This window comes from Oscillibacter sp. KLE 1745, assembly GCF_000469445.2.
In the GTDB taxonomy this organism is placed as follows: Bacteria; Bacillota; Clostridia; order Oscillospirales; family Oscillospiraceae; genus Oscillibacter; species Oscillibacter welbionis.
On the sequence record NZ_KI271787.1, the window covers coordinates 1 to 17859 of the forward strand.

General features: G+C 59.3%; 17 protein-coding genes. 7 read left to right on the forward strand and 10 right to left on the reverse strand.

What is annotated here, in order from left to right; genetic code table 11:
* Positions 1–382: 382 nt before the first annotated feature.
* On the reverse strand, positions 383–958 hold the full coding sequence (locus tag HMPREF1546_RS17705; RefSeq protein ID WP_025544002.1) for a dipicolinate synthase subunit B: 576 nt from the start codon (positions 956–958) through the stop codon (positions 383–385).
* Positions 955–1794, reverse strand: coding sequence for a dipicolinate synthase subunit DpsA (locus tag HMPREF1546_RS17710; protein WP_021751211.1), 840 nt, complete (start codon positions 1792–1794; stop codon positions 955–957). The genes HMPREF1546_RS17705 and HMPREF1546_RS17710 overlap by 4 nt, the downstream gene beginning before the upstream one ends.
* Before the next feature lie 113 nt (positions 1795–1907).
* On the opposite strand from HMPREF1546_RS17710, the gene HMPREF1546_RS17715 reads away from it, so the two are divergent.
* Positions 1908–2591 carry a YjjG family noncanonical pyrimidine nucleotidase gene (locus HMPREF1546_RS17715; protein WP_021751212.1) on the forward strand — a complete coding sequence of 228 codons (684 nt, stop codon included), beginning with the start codon at positions 1908–1910 and terminating at the stop codon, positions 2589–2591.
* A 176-nt stretch (positions 2592–2767) separates the two neighbouring features.
* Here HMPREF1546_RS17715 and HMPREF1546_RS17720 read toward each other — a convergent pair whose 3' ends face one another.
* The 7 genes from HMPREF1546_RS17720 to HMPREF1546_RS17750 form a co-directional block, all read right to left on the reverse strand.
* The gene (locus tag HMPREF1546_RS17720) at positions 2768–3772 is read right to left on the reverse strand and encodes an NAD(P)H-dependent glycerol-3-phosphate dehydrogenase (RefSeq protein WP_021751213.1); all 1005 of its coding nucleotides are present in this window, start codon (positions 3770–3772) and stop codon (positions 2768–2770) included.
* Positions 3773–3884: 112 nt separating this feature from the next.
* Positions 3885–4589 (reverse strand): glycerol-3-phosphate 1-O-acyltransferase PlsY, encoded by a 705-nt coding sequence (gene plsY, locus HMPREF1546_RS17725; RefSeq protein ID WP_021751214.1) that lies wholly within the window; start codon positions 4587–4589, stop codon positions 3885–3887.
* 4 nt (positions 4590–4593) lie between these two features.
* Positions 4594–5919, reverse strand: a complete 1326-nt coding sequence (gene der, locus HMPREF1546_RS17730; protein ID WP_021751215.1) for a ribosome biogenesis GTPase Der — start codon at positions 5917–5919, stop codon at positions 4594–4596.
* Positions 5920–6075: 156 nt separating this feature from the next.
* Entirely contained in the window at positions 6076–6270 is a 195-nt protein-coding gene (rpmF, locus tag HMPREF1546_RS17735; protein WP_025543998.1) for a 50S ribosomal protein L32, read from the reverse strand.
* A 51-nt stretch (positions 6271–6321) separates the two neighbouring features.
* Entirely contained in the window at positions 6322–6828 is a 507-nt protein-coding gene (locus tag HMPREF1546_RS17740; RefSeq protein WP_021751217.1) for a DUF177 domain-containing protein, read from the reverse strand.
* Between the two features lie 119 nt (positions 6829–6947).
* A complete protein-coding gene (locus HMPREF1546_RS17745) occupies positions 6948–7418 on the reverse strand; it encodes a hypothetical protein (protein WP_021751218.1) in 471 nt (156 codons plus the stop codon).
* Positions 7415–7753: a hypothetical protein gene (locus HMPREF1546_RS17750; protein ID WP_021751219.1), complete on the reverse strand. Its 339-nt coding sequence runs from the start codon at positions 7751–7753 to the stop codon at positions 7415–7417. The genes HMPREF1546_RS17745 and HMPREF1546_RS17750 overlap by 4 nt, the downstream gene beginning before the upstream one ends.
* A gap of 106 nt (positions 7754–7859) precedes the next feature.
* Between HMPREF1546_RS17750 and HMPREF1546_RS17755 the strand changes: the two genes are divergently transcribed.
* The 6 genes from HMPREF1546_RS17755 to HMPREF1546_RS17780 all read left to right on the forward strand — a co-directional run bounded on the left by HMPREF1546_RS17755 (position 7860) and on the right by HMPREF1546_RS17780 (position 13623).
* Entirely contained in the window at positions 7860–8831 is a 972-nt protein-coding gene (locus HMPREF1546_RS17755; RefSeq protein ID WP_021751220.1) for an RluA family pseudouridine synthase, read from the forward strand.
* Positions 8832–8995: 164 nt separating this feature from the next.
* Positions 8996–10180, forward strand: a complete 1185-nt coding sequence (locus tag HMPREF1546_RS17760; protein WP_021751221.1) for an ABC transporter ATP-binding protein — start codon at positions 8996–8998, stop codon at positions 10178–10180.
* Positions 10170–11051, forward strand: a complete 882-nt coding sequence (locus tag HMPREF1546_RS17765; protein ID WP_021751222.1) for an ABC transporter permease — start codon at positions 10170–10172, stop codon at positions 11049–11051. The genes HMPREF1546_RS17760 and HMPREF1546_RS17765 overlap by 11 nt, the downstream gene beginning before the upstream one ends.
* Positions 11048–11914, forward strand: a complete 867-nt coding sequence (locus HMPREF1546_RS17770; protein WP_021751223.1) for an ABC transporter permease — start codon at positions 11048–11050, stop codon at positions 11912–11914. The genes HMPREF1546_RS17765 and HMPREF1546_RS17770 overlap by 4 nt, the downstream gene beginning before the upstream one ends.
* Positions 11915–11988: 74 nt before the next feature.
* Complete coding sequence (locus HMPREF1546_RS17775; protein WP_021751224.1) at positions 11989–13107, forward strand: PotD/PotF family extracellular solute-binding protein; 1119 nt, start codon at positions 11989–11991, stop codon at positions 13105–13107.
* A gap of 117 nt (positions 13108–13224) precedes the next feature.
* Positions 13225–13623, forward strand: coding sequence for a thioesterase family protein (locus HMPREF1546_RS17780; protein ID WP_021751225.1), 399 nt, complete (start codon positions 13225–13227; stop codon positions 13621–13623).
* A 95-nt stretch (positions 13624–13718) separates the two neighbouring features.
* On the opposite strand, the gene HMPREF1546_RS17785 is transcribed toward HMPREF1546_RS17780, so the two are convergent.
* Positions 13719–17729: a PolC-type DNA polymerase III gene (locus HMPREF1546_RS17785; protein WP_021751226.1), complete on the reverse strand. Its 4011-nt coding sequence runs from the start codon at positions 17727–17729 to the stop codon at positions 13719–13721.
* Positions 17730–17859 lie beyond the last annotated feature (130 nt).

The following is a 17859-nucleotide window of genomic DNA, read 5'->3' on the forward strand; positions in this document are numbered from 1 at the left end:
GTTTAATTTACAAGGTGCACGCCGTTCCCGGCGGTGAGATTTACTTTACCACAAAGTTCTTACTTTGTCAACACATTTTTTCAAGTTTTTTCTTGAAGCTCTGCGTTTTGGTGTTTCACTCTCACGCCCGACAGCTTAGTTAGAATACCAGAGCTTGCCAGAAAAGTCAACCCTCTTCTTCTGCTTTTGTTCATTTTTTTCTCTTGTTTTCCGGATTCACCTTCTTTTTCGTGCTTAATAAGTACTCAAACTGATGAGACTCCTTCTATCATAAGTTATACTTATTGTTAATATTGATTTAACACGCTTCTTTTGTCGATTTTATCCAGTTTAAATAAAGCTGCGAAAAAGAGACGCGGGTTTGATTCCCGCGTCTCTTCCCTCATCGCAGCAGCAGCGGCTGTATCTGTTCGCCTCGCAGAGCGGCTTCCACCGTCTCCGGGATTTTGGAGAAGTCCGCCACCAGGGAACTGGGTTTCGCCCGGGCGTTGTCCTGCCCGAAGGGAACGAAATAGTAGTTCTTCCGCACCAGCAGTTCCCCGATATTCCGGGCGCCAGCCGCCAGGCCGTCGTTGCTGGCCATGGCAATCACCACCGGCCTCCCGTTCCGCAGATGGGCCTTGGCCGCCATCGTAACCGCCGTATCCGTGATGCCCGCCGCCAGCTTGGCTATGGTATTCCCCGTAGCCGGGGCGATCACCAGAACATCCAGCAGCCCCTTGGGACCGATGGGCTCCACAGACGGGATGTCACAAAGCACCTCATGCCCTGTCAAATCCTCCAACCGCTCCATCAGGTCATCAGAGGTCCCGAAGCGGGTATCCGTGAAGGCGGAGATCTCCGACGCGATAGGGATGACTGTCTCATACAGCTGCACCAGCTTCTCCAGCTCCGCCAGCACCTTTTCATGGGTGCAGAAGGAGCCGCACATCGCAAATCCGACCCGTTCTTTTCTCACACAGGGTCACCTCGTTCTTTTAAAATGTAGTCGACTGCGTCCCGGATAGCCACCGCCGCTGCGGCAGGCACCATCCGCCCCGGCAGGGAGCGGGCCCATACGTGGGGCAGTCCCAGCTCCTCTGCAGCAGCTAGGTCGATGCCCTGGACGGAGGCCAGCTCCACACACAGGCAGCCCTTCGGCAGCTGCGCCAGCAACAGGTGGCCCAGGACGGGCGAGGGGACCGTGTTGAACACGGCGCCGAAGTCACACAGCGCACCATCGAGGCGTCCGGTCTCCAGCGCCTGCCAGCCATAGGCACGGATCCAAGCCAGGTCCGCCGGTTTTCTGGCAGTGACCGTAACATGGGCGCCCAGCCCATGAAGCCGATAGGCCAGCAGCTTTCCGATCCGCCCGAAGCCCAGCACCAAACACTCCATCCCCAGGAGCGTCCGGTCCAGATGCTCCATAGCGATCTGGAGGGCCGACTCCGCCGTGGCCGCCGCGTTGGCAACGGTCAGCTCTTCCCGCTGGAAGTAGTCCACCAGCGTCAGCCCCCAGTTCTCAGCCTCTATCTGCTGGGCGGGACGAACCTGCCCTGCCAGCAACAGCTGGCCGGGACTGAAACGGCGGAACAGCGCACTGGTGGGCAGATCCTCCGTCTCACTGTTTAGTATCCCGTCCTCCCGGCAGAGCGGCAGCGGAAGGATCACCACGTCCGCCGCCGCTGCCTGCGCAGGCAGATCCGGGCATCCGGCCACTCCGCTGGTCCAGACCGTGCGCCCTTCCTCCGCCAGCAGCCGTGCAAGCTCTGCCTGCCGCCGATCTCCGCCGATCACGCCAAAGGTCTTGTTCATCCGGCATTCCCCCTCAAGCCATGGTATGCACGGCGGGGGCGGCGGTGATTGCCTTTCCTGTTTGGATGTGATACGATACATGTGGTCAAACTCTCCCGAAAGGAGTCCTCACCATGAAATTTTCCTATCTGCTCTTTGACGCGGATGACACCCTGTTCGACTTTCCAAAAGCCGCGGCCCGTGCCTTTTCCGCCATGTGCCGGAGCAACGGCGTTCCGGATACGCTGGATACCCGCGCCCTCTACCACCGGATCAACCAGGAGCTGTGGGCAGCCTTTGACCGGGGAGAGGTCTCCAAGGACTATGTGACGTTGGAGCGTTTTGTGCGCTTTTTTCAGGCGTTGAAGCTGCCGCGGGACCCAGACAAGTGCAACCGGGATTACCTCACTGCCCTGGGTGCCGGGGTCTATCCCCTGCCTCACGCGGAGGCGGTCTGCCGGGAACTGGTCCGCCGGGGGCACAAGCTGTACATCGTCACCAACGCTGTGGCCTCCGTCCAGCGCAGCCGCCTGCAGGGCAGTGTGTTCGCAGCTCTCATCACGGACGCCTTTATTTCCGAGGACGCCGGAGCCTCCAAGCCGGACCCGGCTTATTATGCCTATGTCCGCTCCCGCATACCCGGCCTGACGCCGGAGAACGGTCTCGTGATCGGAGACTCCCTCTCCACAGACATCCAGGGCGCCAACAATGCCGGACTTCCCTGCTGCTGGTACAATCCTGCTGGAAAGGCCCGGCCAGAGGACCTGCGGATCGACTATGAGATCCGGGACCTGCGGGAGCTGCTGGATATTGTCTGAGAGTACGCTTTCCTGTTTGAATCTGAAAAATCCCGGTGAGTGCCCTCCAAGATGCCTCACCGGGATTATTTCATCTTCAAAACTGAGAGTCGCGATCAGAAACAATAAGAGACCGGATCCCTCCGGTCTCTTACCCTTTCTCTCTGCGCAGGAACGCGCATGGCCGGGTGCCCCCCTCACAGCCACGCCGTCTCCAGCAGTTCATCCTTCTTGGCCCGGGTCATCAGCTCCGCTACCACGCCCCGGATCTGCTTGCCCTGATAGAGGACTTCGTAGGCACAGCGGCTGATGGGCATTTCCACGCCTACCCGCTCACTGAGCTGGTGAATGCTCTCCGCGGCGAAGTATCCCTCCACCACGGCGCCTACTTCCTCCATGGCCTCCCGGGGCGTTTTGCCTTGGCCAATGAGGATGCCCGCCCGGCGATTCCGGGAGTGCATGGAGGTGCAGGTCACGATCAGATCCCCCATACCGGCCAAGCCGCCGAAGGTCTGCCGGGAGCCCCCCAGCTTCTCCCCCAAGCGGGTAATCTCCGCCATAGCCCGGGTCATCAGCAGGGCTTTGGTATTGTCCTGATAGCCCAGACCGTCGCACACACCGCAGCTGAGGGCAATGACGTTCTTCAGCGCCGCCGCCAGCTCCACGCCCACGACGTCGCCGCTGGTGTACACCCGGAAGTAGTCGTTCATGAAGGCGTCCTGCACAAAACGCGCCGCATCCACATCCAAGCAGGCGGCCACGCAGCCGGTGGGCAGGCGGATCCCCACCTCCTCTGCATGGGAAGGGCCAGAAAGAACTGCTACTTTACAGATATTCCCCGTCTCCTCCTGGATCACTTGGCTGAGACGCAGATTTGTGTCCCGCTCAATCCCCTTGGAAACGGACACCACCACAGTCTTCTCCGTGAGATACGGGGCCATTTTTTTGGCTGTCTCCCGCACGGCGAAGGAGGGCGGTGCGCTGACCACCAGGTCGGCGCCCCTCAAGCAGCCCAAATCCCCGGTGATGTGGAGGGATTCCGGCAGATGGACGCCCTGCAAAAGCGGGTTCTCCCGGGTCCGGGCCATCTCCGCCGCCTTGGCGGGGCTGTGGGACCAGAGATAGGTCTCGTGTCCGTTGTCGCACAGGATCTGGCTGAGGGCCGTGCCCCAGCCGCCGGAGCCCAATACAACTGTTTTCATCTGTATTCCTCCCCCTCAAATTAGGAATCCGGAGTTAGAAATCGAGCTGTTCCACCTATGGCGGAACAATTCCATTTTGTCCGGCTCTGCCGGACCGCACCATGCCGCATTCCTAATTTTTTTTGCGGTGTACGCTGAATTTATTCTCGTTGCCATGGATAAGGCGGACGATGTTGCTCCGGTGCTTCCACAAAATCAAGGCTCCCAGGAGAAACGCCAGGAGCACGATGACCGGATCCGGATAGAAATACCAAGTGGCAAAAGGGAAGCTGGCCCCAGCCCAGACAGATCCCAGAGATACATACTTCGTCAGCAGGAATAAGAGTAGAAATCCCACCCAGACCACCAGGCCGATCCGCCAGTCGATCATCCAGACGATGGTGCCGCCGGAGAGGATGCCCTTGCCGCCCTTGAAGTGGAACATGCAGGGAAACATGTGACCCAGCAGACAGAACAGGGCAGCCCAGTATTCGCCGAAAAGTGCCCACATACTGCTGATCCGTTCATTGGCCGCGTAACCGTTGGCCCCGGCGACCGTACCCAGGAGCCAGCCGCCCAGCAGCACCGCCACAACGGCCTTCAGCACATCACACAGGATCACCACAAAGGTCAGCGGCCCGCCGAACGTGCGGTAGAAGTTGGTCAGGCCCGCGTTGCCGCTGCCGTGATTACGCACGTCGTCCCGCAGGATATACTTGGAGACGATGACCGCGCCGTTGAAACAGCCGCAAAAGTAGGCGATCACCGCCACCATAAGGATGCCGAGGGGGTCTGGCCCTGTGACGGCATTGGGATCCAGATAGAAGGAATCCAGCATCGTCTTACCCCTCCTTCTCGCCCCGCTGGCGGATGGAGAGGGTGATAGGCGTGCCCTCCAGGCCAAAGGTGTTCCGCAGGCAGTTCTCCAGATACCGCTGGTAGGAGAAGTGGAACAGGCGGCTGTCGTTGCAGAACACCACAAAGTGGGGTGGCCGGATGCCCACCTGGGTCATGTAGTAGATCTTCAACCGGCGGCCCTTGTCGGAGGGGGGCTGAACCCGTGTCTGGGCATCCGCCAGGACGCTGTTCAGCATACCGGTGGTGATCCGGGTGCTGGCCTGGTTGGAGACATAGTCGATCAGCTCGAACAGCCGGTCCACCCGCTGGCCGGTCTTGGCTGAGATGAACAGGATGGGGGCGTAGGTCATGAAGGCCAGGCCGTTGCGGACCTCTTCCCGCATCTTGTCCATGGTCTTGCCGTCCTTTTCGATCAGATCCCACTTGTTGACCACGATGATGCTGGCCTTCCCGGCTTCGTGGGCCAAGCCCGCCACCTTGGTGTCCTGCTCGGTGACGCCTTCGGTGGCGTCGATCAGGATCAGGCACACGTCGCTGCGCTCAATGGCCAGGGTGGCCCGGAGAACGGAGTACTTCTCGATGTCCTCCTCCACCTTGGACTTGCGGCGGATGCCGGCGGTGTCAATGAAGACGAACCTGCCCTGATCGTTTTCAAAGTAGGAGTCGATGGCGTCTCGGGTAGTGCCGGCTACGTTGGAGACGATGACCCGCTCCTCCCCCAGGATCTTGTTCACCAGGGAGGACTTGCCGGCGTTGGGCTTGCCGATAACAGCCACCTTGATGGCGTCGTCCTCCTCCTCTTCTTCCTCCTCTGGGGGGAAGTACTGGAGACAGGCGTCCAGCAGGTCGCCGGTGCCGTGGCCATGGACAGCCGAGACAGCGATGGGATCCCCCAGTCCCAGGTTGTAGAACTCATAAAAGTCCGGGTCCGGGACACCGGTGGAGTCCATTTTGTTCACTGCCAGCACGATGGGCTTGCCGCTGCGCAACAGCATGTTGGCCACCTCCTGGTCAGAGGCGGTGAGGCCCGTGCGGACATCCGTCAGAAAGATGATGACAGTGGCGTTCTCGATGGCGATCTGGGCCTGATCCCGCATGAAGGACAGGATCTGGTCGTCGGTCCGGGGCTCGATACCGCCGGTGTCGATAAGGGTGAAGGACCGGCCGTTCCAGTCCGTCTCCCCATAGATGCGGTCCCGGGTGACGCCCGGGGTGTCCTCCACAATGGAGAGGCGCTTTCCAATGAGTTTGTTGAACAGCATGGACTTGCCCACATTGGGCCGGCCCACGATGGCGACGATGGGTTTCACCGGCGCTCACTTCCCTTCTTTATCAAGCAGACATACATGGTCATATTATACCCAGTGACCGGCGAAATGGCAAGACGTCCTCCGATTTTTACACAGTATGGACGCAGAAAAAGGAGGGAAGATGTTGCTCTTCCCTCCCGATCCACAGGGCACGTCTTATTTCGCCACCACGGACTTGACAACCTTGACCTCGCGGCCGTTGTAAGTACCGCACTCCTGGCACATTCTGTGAGGCAGGTGCAGCGCACCGCATTTCGGGCATTTGACGAGGCCGGGAGCCGCCAGCTTCCAGTGGGAGCTGCGGCGCTTGTCGCGTCTAGCTTTGGATACTTTTCCCTTAGGTACTGCCATTGTGACACCTCCTTGATCTTTCAAAGGCAACGGAGTCGCCCCCGGCCTTATTCATTCGTTCTCTCTGTTCTCTAAAAGCTTTGCCAGGACCGCCAGACGGGGATCCGTCTCCTTCCCACAGGAGCAGGGGCCGAGGTTCAGGTCGGCACCGCACCGGGGGCACAGTCCTTTGCAATCTTCCGAACACAATGTCTTGGTGTCCATTCCAAGGATGAACGCCGTGCGGGCCAGATCGCCCACATCCACTTCCCCATCCTCCAGCAGGACGATCTCGTCGTTGTCCTCGTTCTGGAGCTCTTCCGCCAATAGGCAGCGAAAGGGAACGGTCTTGTCCTGAAGAAACGCCTTGCCGCACCGGTCGCAGACCGCGTCCAGCGTGGTCCGGGCCGTCAGCTCCAGCTCCAGGAGATCCGCGGTGTTGCTCACCGCGCCCTCCACCTCCACAGGGCGGCTGATGGGATGCCGTCCGGCAAATTCCACGTCGGACAAGTCCAGAGAAAACTGGAACGTCAGGCGCTTGCCAGGGGCATGCAGTATGGGTCTTACATCAAAACGCATAAGCTACCTCGTAATGACACGAATAGTATTATAAGGGATGTGTGCCCGGTTGTCAAACAATTTTTTCATGTTTTTGCCGTTTCCGGGCAAATTTTTTCGTTTCCGGGCAGGCGCTCTGTTCAGCTCTCCTCTTCCCGACGCTTCTGCCAGCCGGTGATGTCGATGCCCAGGATCACATTGCGGAAGCCCTCCTGCAGCCGGGCATAGGTGGTGATGTTGTAGATGTCCTTGGGCCGGCGGGTGTTCCAGCCGTCCCGCAGCCGCTCCGCCAGCTCTTGGCACAGGGGCTCCTCCAGTCCCAGCAGCATGGGGGAAAGATACGTCACCAGCATCTGCTTTTCCCGGGCCTGGACCATGGTCCGGTTCCAGGGGCGCTGGCGTTTCCACCCTGCCTCCAGCAGGTCCAGCAGCTGCTCCGCCAGTACCCGGCGGCCGTCAGGGTCCTCCGCCGTCTCCCGGACGGCCTCCATGTACAGTGGTCCGAATCGCTCCGTGTAGGTCCGGAAGGCGCTGGTGTACTCCCGGCGGGTGAACCGCTCGTTGTAATAGCGCGCCTCCTGCACGGCGGCGCAGAGCTCTTCCAGCTTCATTCCTCGTCCCGTCCCTTCTGGTCCGCTTCGGGTCCGACCTGTTCTGCAGGTGTCGCCGGACGCTTCTGCTCCGGCAGGGCGTCGTCCTGGCTCCAGCTATCCGGGTCGTCCTTGTGAGCCTTGGCGTACTGGTACGCCTTCCACTCCCGCCAAAGCACCATCGCCCCTGCCACGGCGAACACTGCGCCCGCCGCCGCGTTCAGGGCCACGGTTTCGGCGGTCCCGTCCCAGATGCCCTTCATCAGCTGGTAGGTCAGATACAGCAGGTAGCCCCCTGCCAAGACCCGGAAATAGTTCACCCAGCCCCGCTGTTTGTTTCCGTCATGCTGCGCCATACGTCCAGTTTCTCCTAACCGATTCAAAAAATTCTCTCTCCGCTTTACAAGCGCCCGGCAAACAGGTATGATGGTAGCATCAAATACTTGCCCACCGGAGGATGCCATGCGGGAACTCACCATTGGAAAAAACGACGCCGGACAGCGGCTGGACCGCTTTGTGGCCAAAAGCCTGCCCCTGCTGCCCCCCACCCTGCTGCAGAAATACATCCGCCTCAAGCGGATCAAAGTCAACGGCAGGGGTGCCAAGCGGAACACACGGCTGGAGTCCGGCGATATTTTACAATTATATATCAACGACGAGTTCTTTGACAAGCCCTCTGAGGAAAACATCTTTCTCACCGTGTTCCGTCCCCAGCTGGACATCGTGTACGAAGACGAGAATCTGCTGCTGGTGAACAAGCGGCCGGGTCTGGTGGTCCACGCCGATGAGACGGAGAAGGTCAACACCCTCATCAACCACATTCAGGCCTACCTGTACCAGAAAAAAGAGTGGAATCCCAAATGGGAGAACGCCTTTGCGCCCGCCCTGTGCAACCGGATCGACCGGAACACCGGCGGCATTGTCATTGCCGCCAAGAACGCGGAGACCCTGCGGATCATAAATGAGAAGATCAAAAACCATGAGGTGGAGAAGTCTTATCTCTGCATCACCGTAGGCCGCCCCAAGCCAGTGGAGGGGAAGATTGCGGGCTTTCTTTTAAAAGATGAGGCGAAAAAGCAGGTGGCTTTCTACCGCCGTCCCATTCCCGGCGGAAAGACTGCCGTGACCCTGTACCGGACTCTGGAGACCCGGGGCCCGCTGTCTTTGGTAGAGTGTCGGCTGCTCACCGGCCGGACCCACCAGATCCGGGTGTCCATGGCGGAGATCGGCTGTCCCCTGCTGGGGGACGGCAAGTACGGCCGGGGGGATGTGAACCGCCGCTACGGCGAGACCCGACAGGCCCTGTATTCCTACCAGCTGGCCTTCCCTTTCCCCACGGACGCCGGGGCGCTGAATTACCTGCGGGGCAGGGTCTTCACCGTGGCGGATGTGCCCTTCCGGGACAAGTATTTTCCCGCGCCGGAAACTCCTTAAAAAATTCCCGTAAAACCCCGGCGAAATCTTTGATTTTGCTTGACTTTTCGCCACACATCGGATATAGTTTGTTATTGCTGAATTTCGACGAGAAAGGTTCCCCCTCAACAGAGAAAAGAGGCGTTTCATTGTAATCAAAATTATTATGAAATGGGGGAGGATACATGTCCAAAGAGTTGATTCGTCTGCGGAACATCCGTATGGCGTTTGACGACGAAGTGGTTCTCAACGATTTAAACCTCTATATCAACGACAAAGAATTCCTCACACTGCTTGGACCCAGCGGCTGCGGCAAGACCACAACGCTGCGTATTATTGGCGGCTTCACGACCCCTGTGTCGGGAGACGTCCTGTTCGACGGTGTGAGGATTAATGACGTTCCGCCCTATCGGCGGCAGATCAACACGGTGTTCCAGAAATACGCCCTGTTTCCCCACATGAATGTGTTTGAGAACGTGGCCTTCGGCCTGCGGATGCAGAAGCGGCCGGACCCGAAGGATCCCTCCGGCAAGCGCCGGGTAAAGATCCCGGAGACGGAGATCCGTCAGCGTGTGCTGGAAATGCTGGAGGTTGTCAGCCTGAAGGGCTTTGAAAACCGCAAGCCGGACGCCCTGTCCGGCGGCCAGCAGCAGCGGGTGGCCATCGCCCGGGCCCTGGTAAACCGGCCCAAGGTGCTGCTGCTGGACGAGCCCCTGGGCGCTCTGGATCTAAAGCTCCGCAAGGACATGCAGCTGGAGCTGAAGAAAATCCAGCAGCAGGTGGGCATCACCTTCATCTACGTCACCCACGACCAGGAGGAGGCCCTGACCATGTCCGACACCATCGTAGTGATGGACAAAGGCTGCATCCAGCAGATCGGCACGCCGGAGGATATCTATAACGAGCCCAAGAACGCCTTTGTGGCGGACTTCATCGGTGAGTCCAACATCATTGACGGCGTCATGGTCCGGGACAAGCTGGTGAAGATGTACGGCCGGGAGTTTCCCTGCCTGGACGGCGGCTTTGCTGAGAACGAGCCGGTGGACGTGGTCATCCGGCCCGAGGACATCGACATCGTCCCCATGGAGCAGGGACAACTGGTGGGGACTGTCACCTCTGTCACCTTCAAGGGGATGCAGTACGACATCATCGTGGATTTCCGGGGCTTCAAATGGCTTATCCAAACCACAGACCATTCCCCCATGGGCGCCCGGATCGGCATCAAGATCGATCCCGACGGCATCCACATTATGAAAAAGAGTCAGTATTCCGGGATGTTCGGCGATTACTCCTCCTTCTCGGAAGAATATGAGGAGATGAGCGACGCCAACTGGGAGGCGGATGAGGAGGAGAGCGAGGATGAAAAATAAGCTCTCATTGTTCGCCGTTCCCTATGTGGGATGGATGTCCATCTTCGTGGTGGCGCCCATCATCATTATGGTGGTCTATGCCTTCAGCACCGCCGCCGGGGACTTCACGCTGGAGAACTTCGCCCGCATGGGTACCTATACAGCGGTGTTCACCCGCTCGTTTAAGCTGGCCATCATCGCCACACTGATCGCTCTGCTGATCGGATACCCGGTATCCTATATGCTCTCCAAGGAGGGGCCGCAGGTGCAGCGCATCGCTATGGTGCTCATCATGCTGCCCATGTGGATGAATTTTCTGCTGCGGACCTATTCCTGGATGTCCATTCTGGAGAACAACGGACTTTTGAACCAGCTGTTTCAGCAGATCGGCCTGATCGACCTTTACAACCAGGTCGCCATGCACTTTGCATCTGATCCCGCCGCGTATGTCCCCATCGATCACTTCCAGATGATCGGTACCCAGGGCGCCGTAGTGCTGGGTATGGTGTACAACTACCTGCCCTTCATGATCCTGCCCATCTACTCCGTGCTGGTAAAGCTGGACCATTCCCTCATTGAAGCGGCCCGGGACCTGGGCGCCAGCAGCGTGCAGGTGTTCCGCAAGGTCATCCTGCCCCTGTCTTTGCCGGGGGTGCTCTCCGGCATCACCATGGTGTTCGTGCCCTCCGTGTCCACCTTCGCCATCTCTCGTCTGCTGGGCGGCGGCACCCAGATGATGCTGGGCGACCTGATCGAACAGCAGTTCCTGGGCGGGGCCTATAATCCCCAACTCGGGGCGGCTATCGCGCTTGTGATGATGGCCATTGTGGTGGTGTGTATGCTGGTGATGAACCGTTTCGGCGACGGTGAGGAACAGGCGGTGATGCTGTGAAACGGAAGCATCTGCTGGGAAACCGCATCTTCATGGCGTTGGTATTCGTATTCCTGTATGCGCCGATTTTCATTCTCATCATCTTCTCCTTCAATGCCGGCAACAGCAGCGCGGTGTGGAAGGGCTTCTCCCTGCACTGGTATGCGGAGCTGTTCCAGAACCGCCTCATTATGCAGAGTGTCTATACCACGCTGCTGGTATCCGTGCTTTCCACGCTGATTGCCACTGTGGCGGGCACCTTTGCAGCCATTGGCCTGGCCAGTATGCGGCGGCGGTGGCGCACGCCCCTGATGACGGTGAACAACATTCCCGTCATGAATGCGGAGATCGTCACCGGCGTCTCCATGTGTCTGTTGTTCGTGGCCTTTTTCGGCCTGTGGAAGGCCTTTGCCGTCTGGTTCAACCAGGCGCAGGATACCTTCTGGATGGAGGAGAACATCTATCTTGGCTTCGGTACACTGCTGCTGGCCCATGTGACCTTCAACATCCCCCACGTTATCCTGACAGTGATGCCCAAGCTGCGCCAGATGGACAAAAACCTAGTGGACGCGGCCCAAGACCTGGGCTGCACCTGGATGCAGGCCTTCTGGAAGGTCATTATCCCGGAGATCAAGCCCGGCATCATCTCCGGCGCACTGATCGCCTTCACCATGAGCATCGACGATTTCATCATCAGTTACTTCACCGCCGGTTCCGGCGTGTCCACTTTGGCCATGACCATCTATTCCATGACGAAAAAGCGGGTCAGCCCGGAGATCAATGCCATTTCCACGCTGCTCTTCGGCGCTGTGCTGCTGCTGCTCATCATCATCAATGTCCGGGAATCCCGGCAGGAGCGCCTGCGGGAGCGAGCCCGCGCATGACTATCGGTCCCACGGCCTGCGGGTCTTGAGATACGCATTCAAATCAACACTGGAGGAATGATCAATTGAAAAAAATGGTAGCCTTGACTCTCGCCTTACTGATGGCGGCGAGCCTGTTCCTGTCCGGATGCTCCGTGCGCAAGGACACCTCTGACTCGGAAAATTCCGGCAGCAGTAACGGCAGCGGCAGCGGGGACCGTGTGGTCAACGTGTGCAGCTGGGGTGAATATATCGACGAGTCCCTGATCGACCAATTTGAAGAAGAGACCGGCATCAAAGTCAACTATCAGACCGCAGAGAGCAACGAGGTCCTCTATTCCCAGCTGAGCATGGGCGGCGTGGACTATGATGTCATCGTCCCCTCCGACTACATGATCTCCCAGCTGATCGAAGAGGATATGCTGGCCGAGCTCAATTATGATAACATCCCCAATTTTGAGAAGATCGACGACCGCTTCAAGAATCTGTCCTACGATCCGGAGAACAAGTACACCGTGCCCTACACCTGGGGCACTCTGGGCATCATCTACAACACCGCCAAGGTGCAGGAGCCCATTACCAGCTGGAGCGCCATGTTCGATCCCCAGTACGCCGGGAACGTGCTGCTTATCAACAACTCCCGGGATGCTCTGGGCATCGCCCTGTTGTACCTGGGGTACTCTGTGAATACCACTGACGAAGCGGAGATTCAGGAGGCTTACCAGCTCATCGCCGACGCCGTAAAGAACGGGGTGTATCAGGGAAAGGTCATGGACGAGGTGTTTCAGAAGATGGAGGGCGGCAACGCCGCCATTGCCACCTACTATGCCGGTGACTATCTGAGCATGCTGGAAAACAACGAAGATCTCGCCTATGTAGTGCCCGAGGAGGGCAGCAACTGGTTCGTGGACGCCATGTGCGTTCTCAAAACCTCCCAGCACAAGGAGGAGGCGGAGGCCTGGATCAACTTTATGGCCTCCACTGAGGCAAACCTGCGGAATATGGACTATATCTGGTACGCCTCTCCCAACGCTGAGGCGCTGGAGACCTATCCTGCCTACTATGAGGAGACCTACGGAGAGCCCCTGGATCCCGCTCTCTATGAGATCATGGCCCCCTCCCAGGAGGTGCTGGACCGGTGTGAGGCCTACTTGGTCCTCCCTGCTGAGACGCGCACCCTCTATAACGACCTCTGGACGCAACTCGGTATCTGAGCTGTAAAATGCGGCACCGGAACACCACCCGGTGCCGCTTCTTTTTCCCTTGCGCATTCCACTGCTTTCCTGTACACTGGAAAGGCGGAAGATATTTTACCAAGGAGGAATCCTCTCATGATTTTGATTGGAACAAAATGCCGCCTGGAGCAAACTGTTACGGACGCCCTTACCGCCGCTAACGTGGGTTCCGGTGCCCTGCCGGTGTTCGGCACGCCCTATATGTCCGCCCTGATGGAAAATGCCGCCATGACCTGTCTGCAGAGCTTTCTGGAGGAGGGCCAGGGCAGTGTGGGTACCCATCTGGACATCTCCCACGACGCTCCCACCCCCATCGGCATGAAGGTGTGGGCGGAGGCAGAGATCACCGCCGTTTCGGAAAACGGCAAAATGGTGGACTTCGCTGTGAAAGCCTGGGATGAGAGCAGCCCCATCGGCAGCGGCACCCACACCCGGGCCATCGTCAAGAACGAAAAATTTCTGGCAAAATGCAATGCCAAGCTGGAGAAGAAGTAATTCTTTCCACATGGACAAAACAAGGGAGGACCCGGAATGGGTCCTCCCTTTTCTTCTGCTATCGCGGTGCCGTGGGGAAATCGCTCCCACGGGGATCAAAACAGCGTCATCTGGCTGGTCTCCGCCATCCCGGCGAAGGCTCCCAGCGCCTTCAGCTGCTCAATATGGGTCTTGGACAGCTTGTTGCAGCACATGGCGAACTCCTCAACGGAGACGAACTCCTTCCCATTCCGTTTCTCCACCGTGTCGATGGCCGCCGCCTCTCCCAGGCCGTGGACCGTTGTGAAGGGCGGCAGCAGACCGTTCTCCGTCACTTTGAACTTGGTGGCATCGGACTCATAAATGTTGATGGTGTCGAAGTGGAAGCCCCGCAGGTAGAACTCATAGCACACCTCCAGGGTGGTCAGCAGGTTCTGCTCCACCGCCGTGGCGTCCTTGTTGTTCTCGATCTCCCGGATCTTCCGCTTCACCGCATCCTTTCCGGCACAGCAGTACTCCGCATCAAAGGCCTTGGCCCGGACGGAGAAAAAGGTTGCATAGAATGCCAGGGGCTCATGGACCTTGAACCAGGCGATGCGGAAGGCCATCATCACGTAGGCCACCGCGTGGGCCTTGGGGAACAGGTAGCCGATCTTGGCCAGGGAGTCGATGTACCACTCCGGCACGTCGTGGTCCCGCATGGCCTCCACCCAGCCCTCGTCAAAGCCGCCCTTCTTCACCTTGCCCTTGCGGACCTTCTCCATGATCTTGAAGCTCATCTTGGGGTCCAGGCCCTTGGAGATCAGGTACAGCATGATATCGTCCCGGCAGCCCACCGTCTCCAGAACGGAGGCGGTGCCGCTGACGATCAGCTCCCGGGCGTTGCCCAGCCACACGTCTGTCCCGTGGGAGAAGCCGGAGAGCCGTACCAACGTGTTGAAGTCCTTGGGCTGGGTGTCCACCAGCATCTGCCGGGTGAATCGGGTGTTGAACTCCGGGATCGCCACGGCGCCAGTGGGGCCCAGAATCTCGTCGTTCTCGTATCCCAGCACTTTGCTGGAGGTGAAGATGGACATGGTGTCCGGGTCATCCAGGGGAATCTGGCGGGCGTTGACGCCGGTCAGATCCTCCATCATGCGGACCATGGTGGGATCATCGTGTCCCAGCATATCCAGCTTCAGGAGGTTTGCCTCCATAGAGTGGTATTCAAAATGAGTGGTGATGGTGTCGGAGTCGTCGGCGTCCGCCGGGTGCTGGACCGGGCAGAAGTCCTCCATGTCCATATCGTCGGGAACGACCACCAGGCCGCCGGGGTGCTGACCGGTGGTCCGGCGGGTGCCCACGCAGCCCAGGGTCAGGCGATTCTCCTCTGCCCGGCCCACAGTCATGCCGTTCTCCTCCAGGTATTTTTTCACGAAGCCGTAAGCGGTCTTCTCCGCCAGTGTACCGATGGTACCGGCCCGGAACACCTGGGTCTCTCCGAACATCTCGATGGCGTGGCGGTGGGCCCTGGCCTGATACTCACCGGAGAAGTTCAGGTCGATATCCGGCACCTTGCCGCCGCCGAAGCCCAGGAAGGTTTCAAAGGGGATGTCGAAGCCGTCTTTGATGTATTCTGTGCCGCACACCGGACAGATCTTGTCCGGCATGTCCGCGCCGCAGCCGTAGGAGCCGTCCTGAATGAACTCCGCATGCTTGCAATTCGGGCAGCGGTAGTGGGGCGGAAGGCTGTTCACCTCTGTGATCCCGGACATATAGGCCACCAGGGACGAGCCTACGGAGCCCCGGGAGCCCACCAGGTAGCCGTTTTCCAGGGACCGCTGCACCAGCTTCTGGGCGGACATGTACACCACGTCGTACTTACCCAGAATTCCGCCCAGCTCCACGTTCAGCCGGTCCACAATCAGCTTGGGCGGGTCCTCGCCGTACAGCTCATGGACCTTGTTCCACACCAGGGAATTCAGCTCCTCCTCGGAGTTCTCCAGCCGGGGCGGGAACAGCTCCTCCGGCAGCAAGGGGAAAGTCTCCACCTGGTCGGCGATGGCCTGGGTATTGGTCACCACCACCTCATAGGCCTTCTCCTTCCCCAGGTAAGCGAACTCCTCCAGCATCTCATCGGTGGTCTTGAAGTAGATGGGCAGCGGGGCGTTGGCGTCCGGGAACTTCTTGGAGGCCAGCAGGATGTGGCGGTACACCTCGTCCTCCGGCTCCCGGAAGTGGACGTCGCCGGTGGCGCAGACAGGCTTGCCCAGCTCCTCTCCCAGCCGGACGATGGTGCGGTTAAACTCCCGCAGCTCCTCCTCTGACTGGACGTCGCCGTTTCGCAACATGAAGGCGTTGTTGCACAGGGGCTGGATCTCCAGATAGTCGTAGAAAGAGGCGATGCGTTTCAGCTCTTCCCAGTCCTTGTGGTCCGCCACGGCCCGGAACAGCTCGCCCGCCTCACAGGCGGAACCCACAATGATGCCCTCCCGGTGCTCCAGCAGCAGACTCTTGGGGATGGTGGGCACCCGCTTGAAATACTTCAGATTGGAGGCGGAGATCATCTGGTACAGGTTTTTCAGCCCCACCTTGTTCCGGGCGATCAGAATGATGTGCTTGGGGAAGCGGTTGGTCTTGCTGCCCAGGGGCCGCAGCTTCTCCATCTCGCGGTTTACCGCCTGGAGGGTGTGGATGCCCCGCTCGTGGAGCATCTTCCAGAAGGGGATCAGCATATAGCCCACGGTGGCGGCGTCGTCGCTGGCCCGGTGGTGGTTGAAGTTGGGCAGCTCCAGCCGGTCCGCCACGATGTCCAGCTTGTACTTACCCAGATCCGGCAGCAGGTTCTGTGCCAGAATCAGGGAGTCCACATAGGTGGGCTGGAAGTCCAGCCCCACCTTCCGGCAGCCTGCCCGGATGAAGCCGATGTCAAACTCTGCGTTGTGGGCCGCCAGGGGGCGGCCGTCCACGAACTTCAAAAATTCCGCCAGGGCCTCCTTCAGTTGAGGGGCGTCCTTCAGCATATCATCGGTGATTCCCGTAAGGCCGATGATCTCCGGCGTCAGCCGCCGGTTGGGGTTGACGAAGGTCTGGAACCGATCCGTAATCTCACCGTTTTTCAGCACCACGGCGCCGATCTCCGTAATGGCCTCCCGGTCCACCTTGAGGCCCGTGGTCTCGATGTCGAAGCACACGAACTCCCCGTCCAGGGAGCAGTCCTGAGGGCCGTGGACCACCACCCGGTCATCGATGTTGTTGACAAAGTAGCCCTCCACGCCATAGAGGATCTTGATCTTGTCCCCAGCGGCGTGCCAAGCGTCCGGGAAGGACTGGGCCACGCCGTGGTCCGTGATGGCGATGGCGGGATGTCCCCACCGGATGGCCTGTTGGACCACCTCTTTCGTGTCCGTCAGGGCATCCATATTGCTCATCTTCGTGTGGAGGTGCAGCTCCACACGCTTCTCCGGGGCGGTATCCTGCCGCTCAGTGTGCTCCGCCAGCTGGATGTGGTAGGGGTTCAGCTGGATGTCCTTCCCGTCCCAGGTGGGCTCCATCTTGCCCTGGACGCACAGCCACATGCCGGGCTTGATGGCGCTCTCCAGTCCCTGAGCCTCCTTCTCCGTCAGGTTCTTCTGAACGGTGACGGAGTTGGTATAGTCCGTCATGTCGAAGCTCAGCCGCCACATACCGGGCCGCCGGGTCTCCCGGCACTCGAAGGCGAACACCTTCCCCGCCACGGTGGCATTCCCCATCTTCAGGTCCAGGATCTTCATGGGCACCGGCTGGATGCGAATGGGCTTGCCCATCAGGACCTTGCCTGCGGCCTGCTTCTCGCCCTTACTGCCGGAGGGGGCCGCCGGGACCGAAGCAGCCGGGCGGCTCCCTGCGGCTGCGGCCTGGGAAGAAGGAGCCTTGCAGGTGACTTCCGTCGTCACCTGTCGGAAGCCGTATACGCCCATCAGCAGATGCTTCAGCTCCTCCAGCTCCGCATCTCCCAGCTCCGCCCTGGTGGTGAGGCGCAGCGCCAGCGACATGCCGGCCTGGTCGATGCAAGCGCCGTTCACCACTGCGCCGGCCAAACGAAGCCGCAGCTCTCCGGAGAGCTGCAGCTCAGTAAACATTTCAAAAAAGGGTATATCTCTTGACATAGACGCCACCTTGTTAAACAGGAATCAAATGCTGAGAAATCAGAAATTAGGAATGAGGAATTCCGGCGTCCGGCAACGCCGGACGTATGAGCATCGTCCCACCGGAGGCGGAACACAACAATTCCGAATT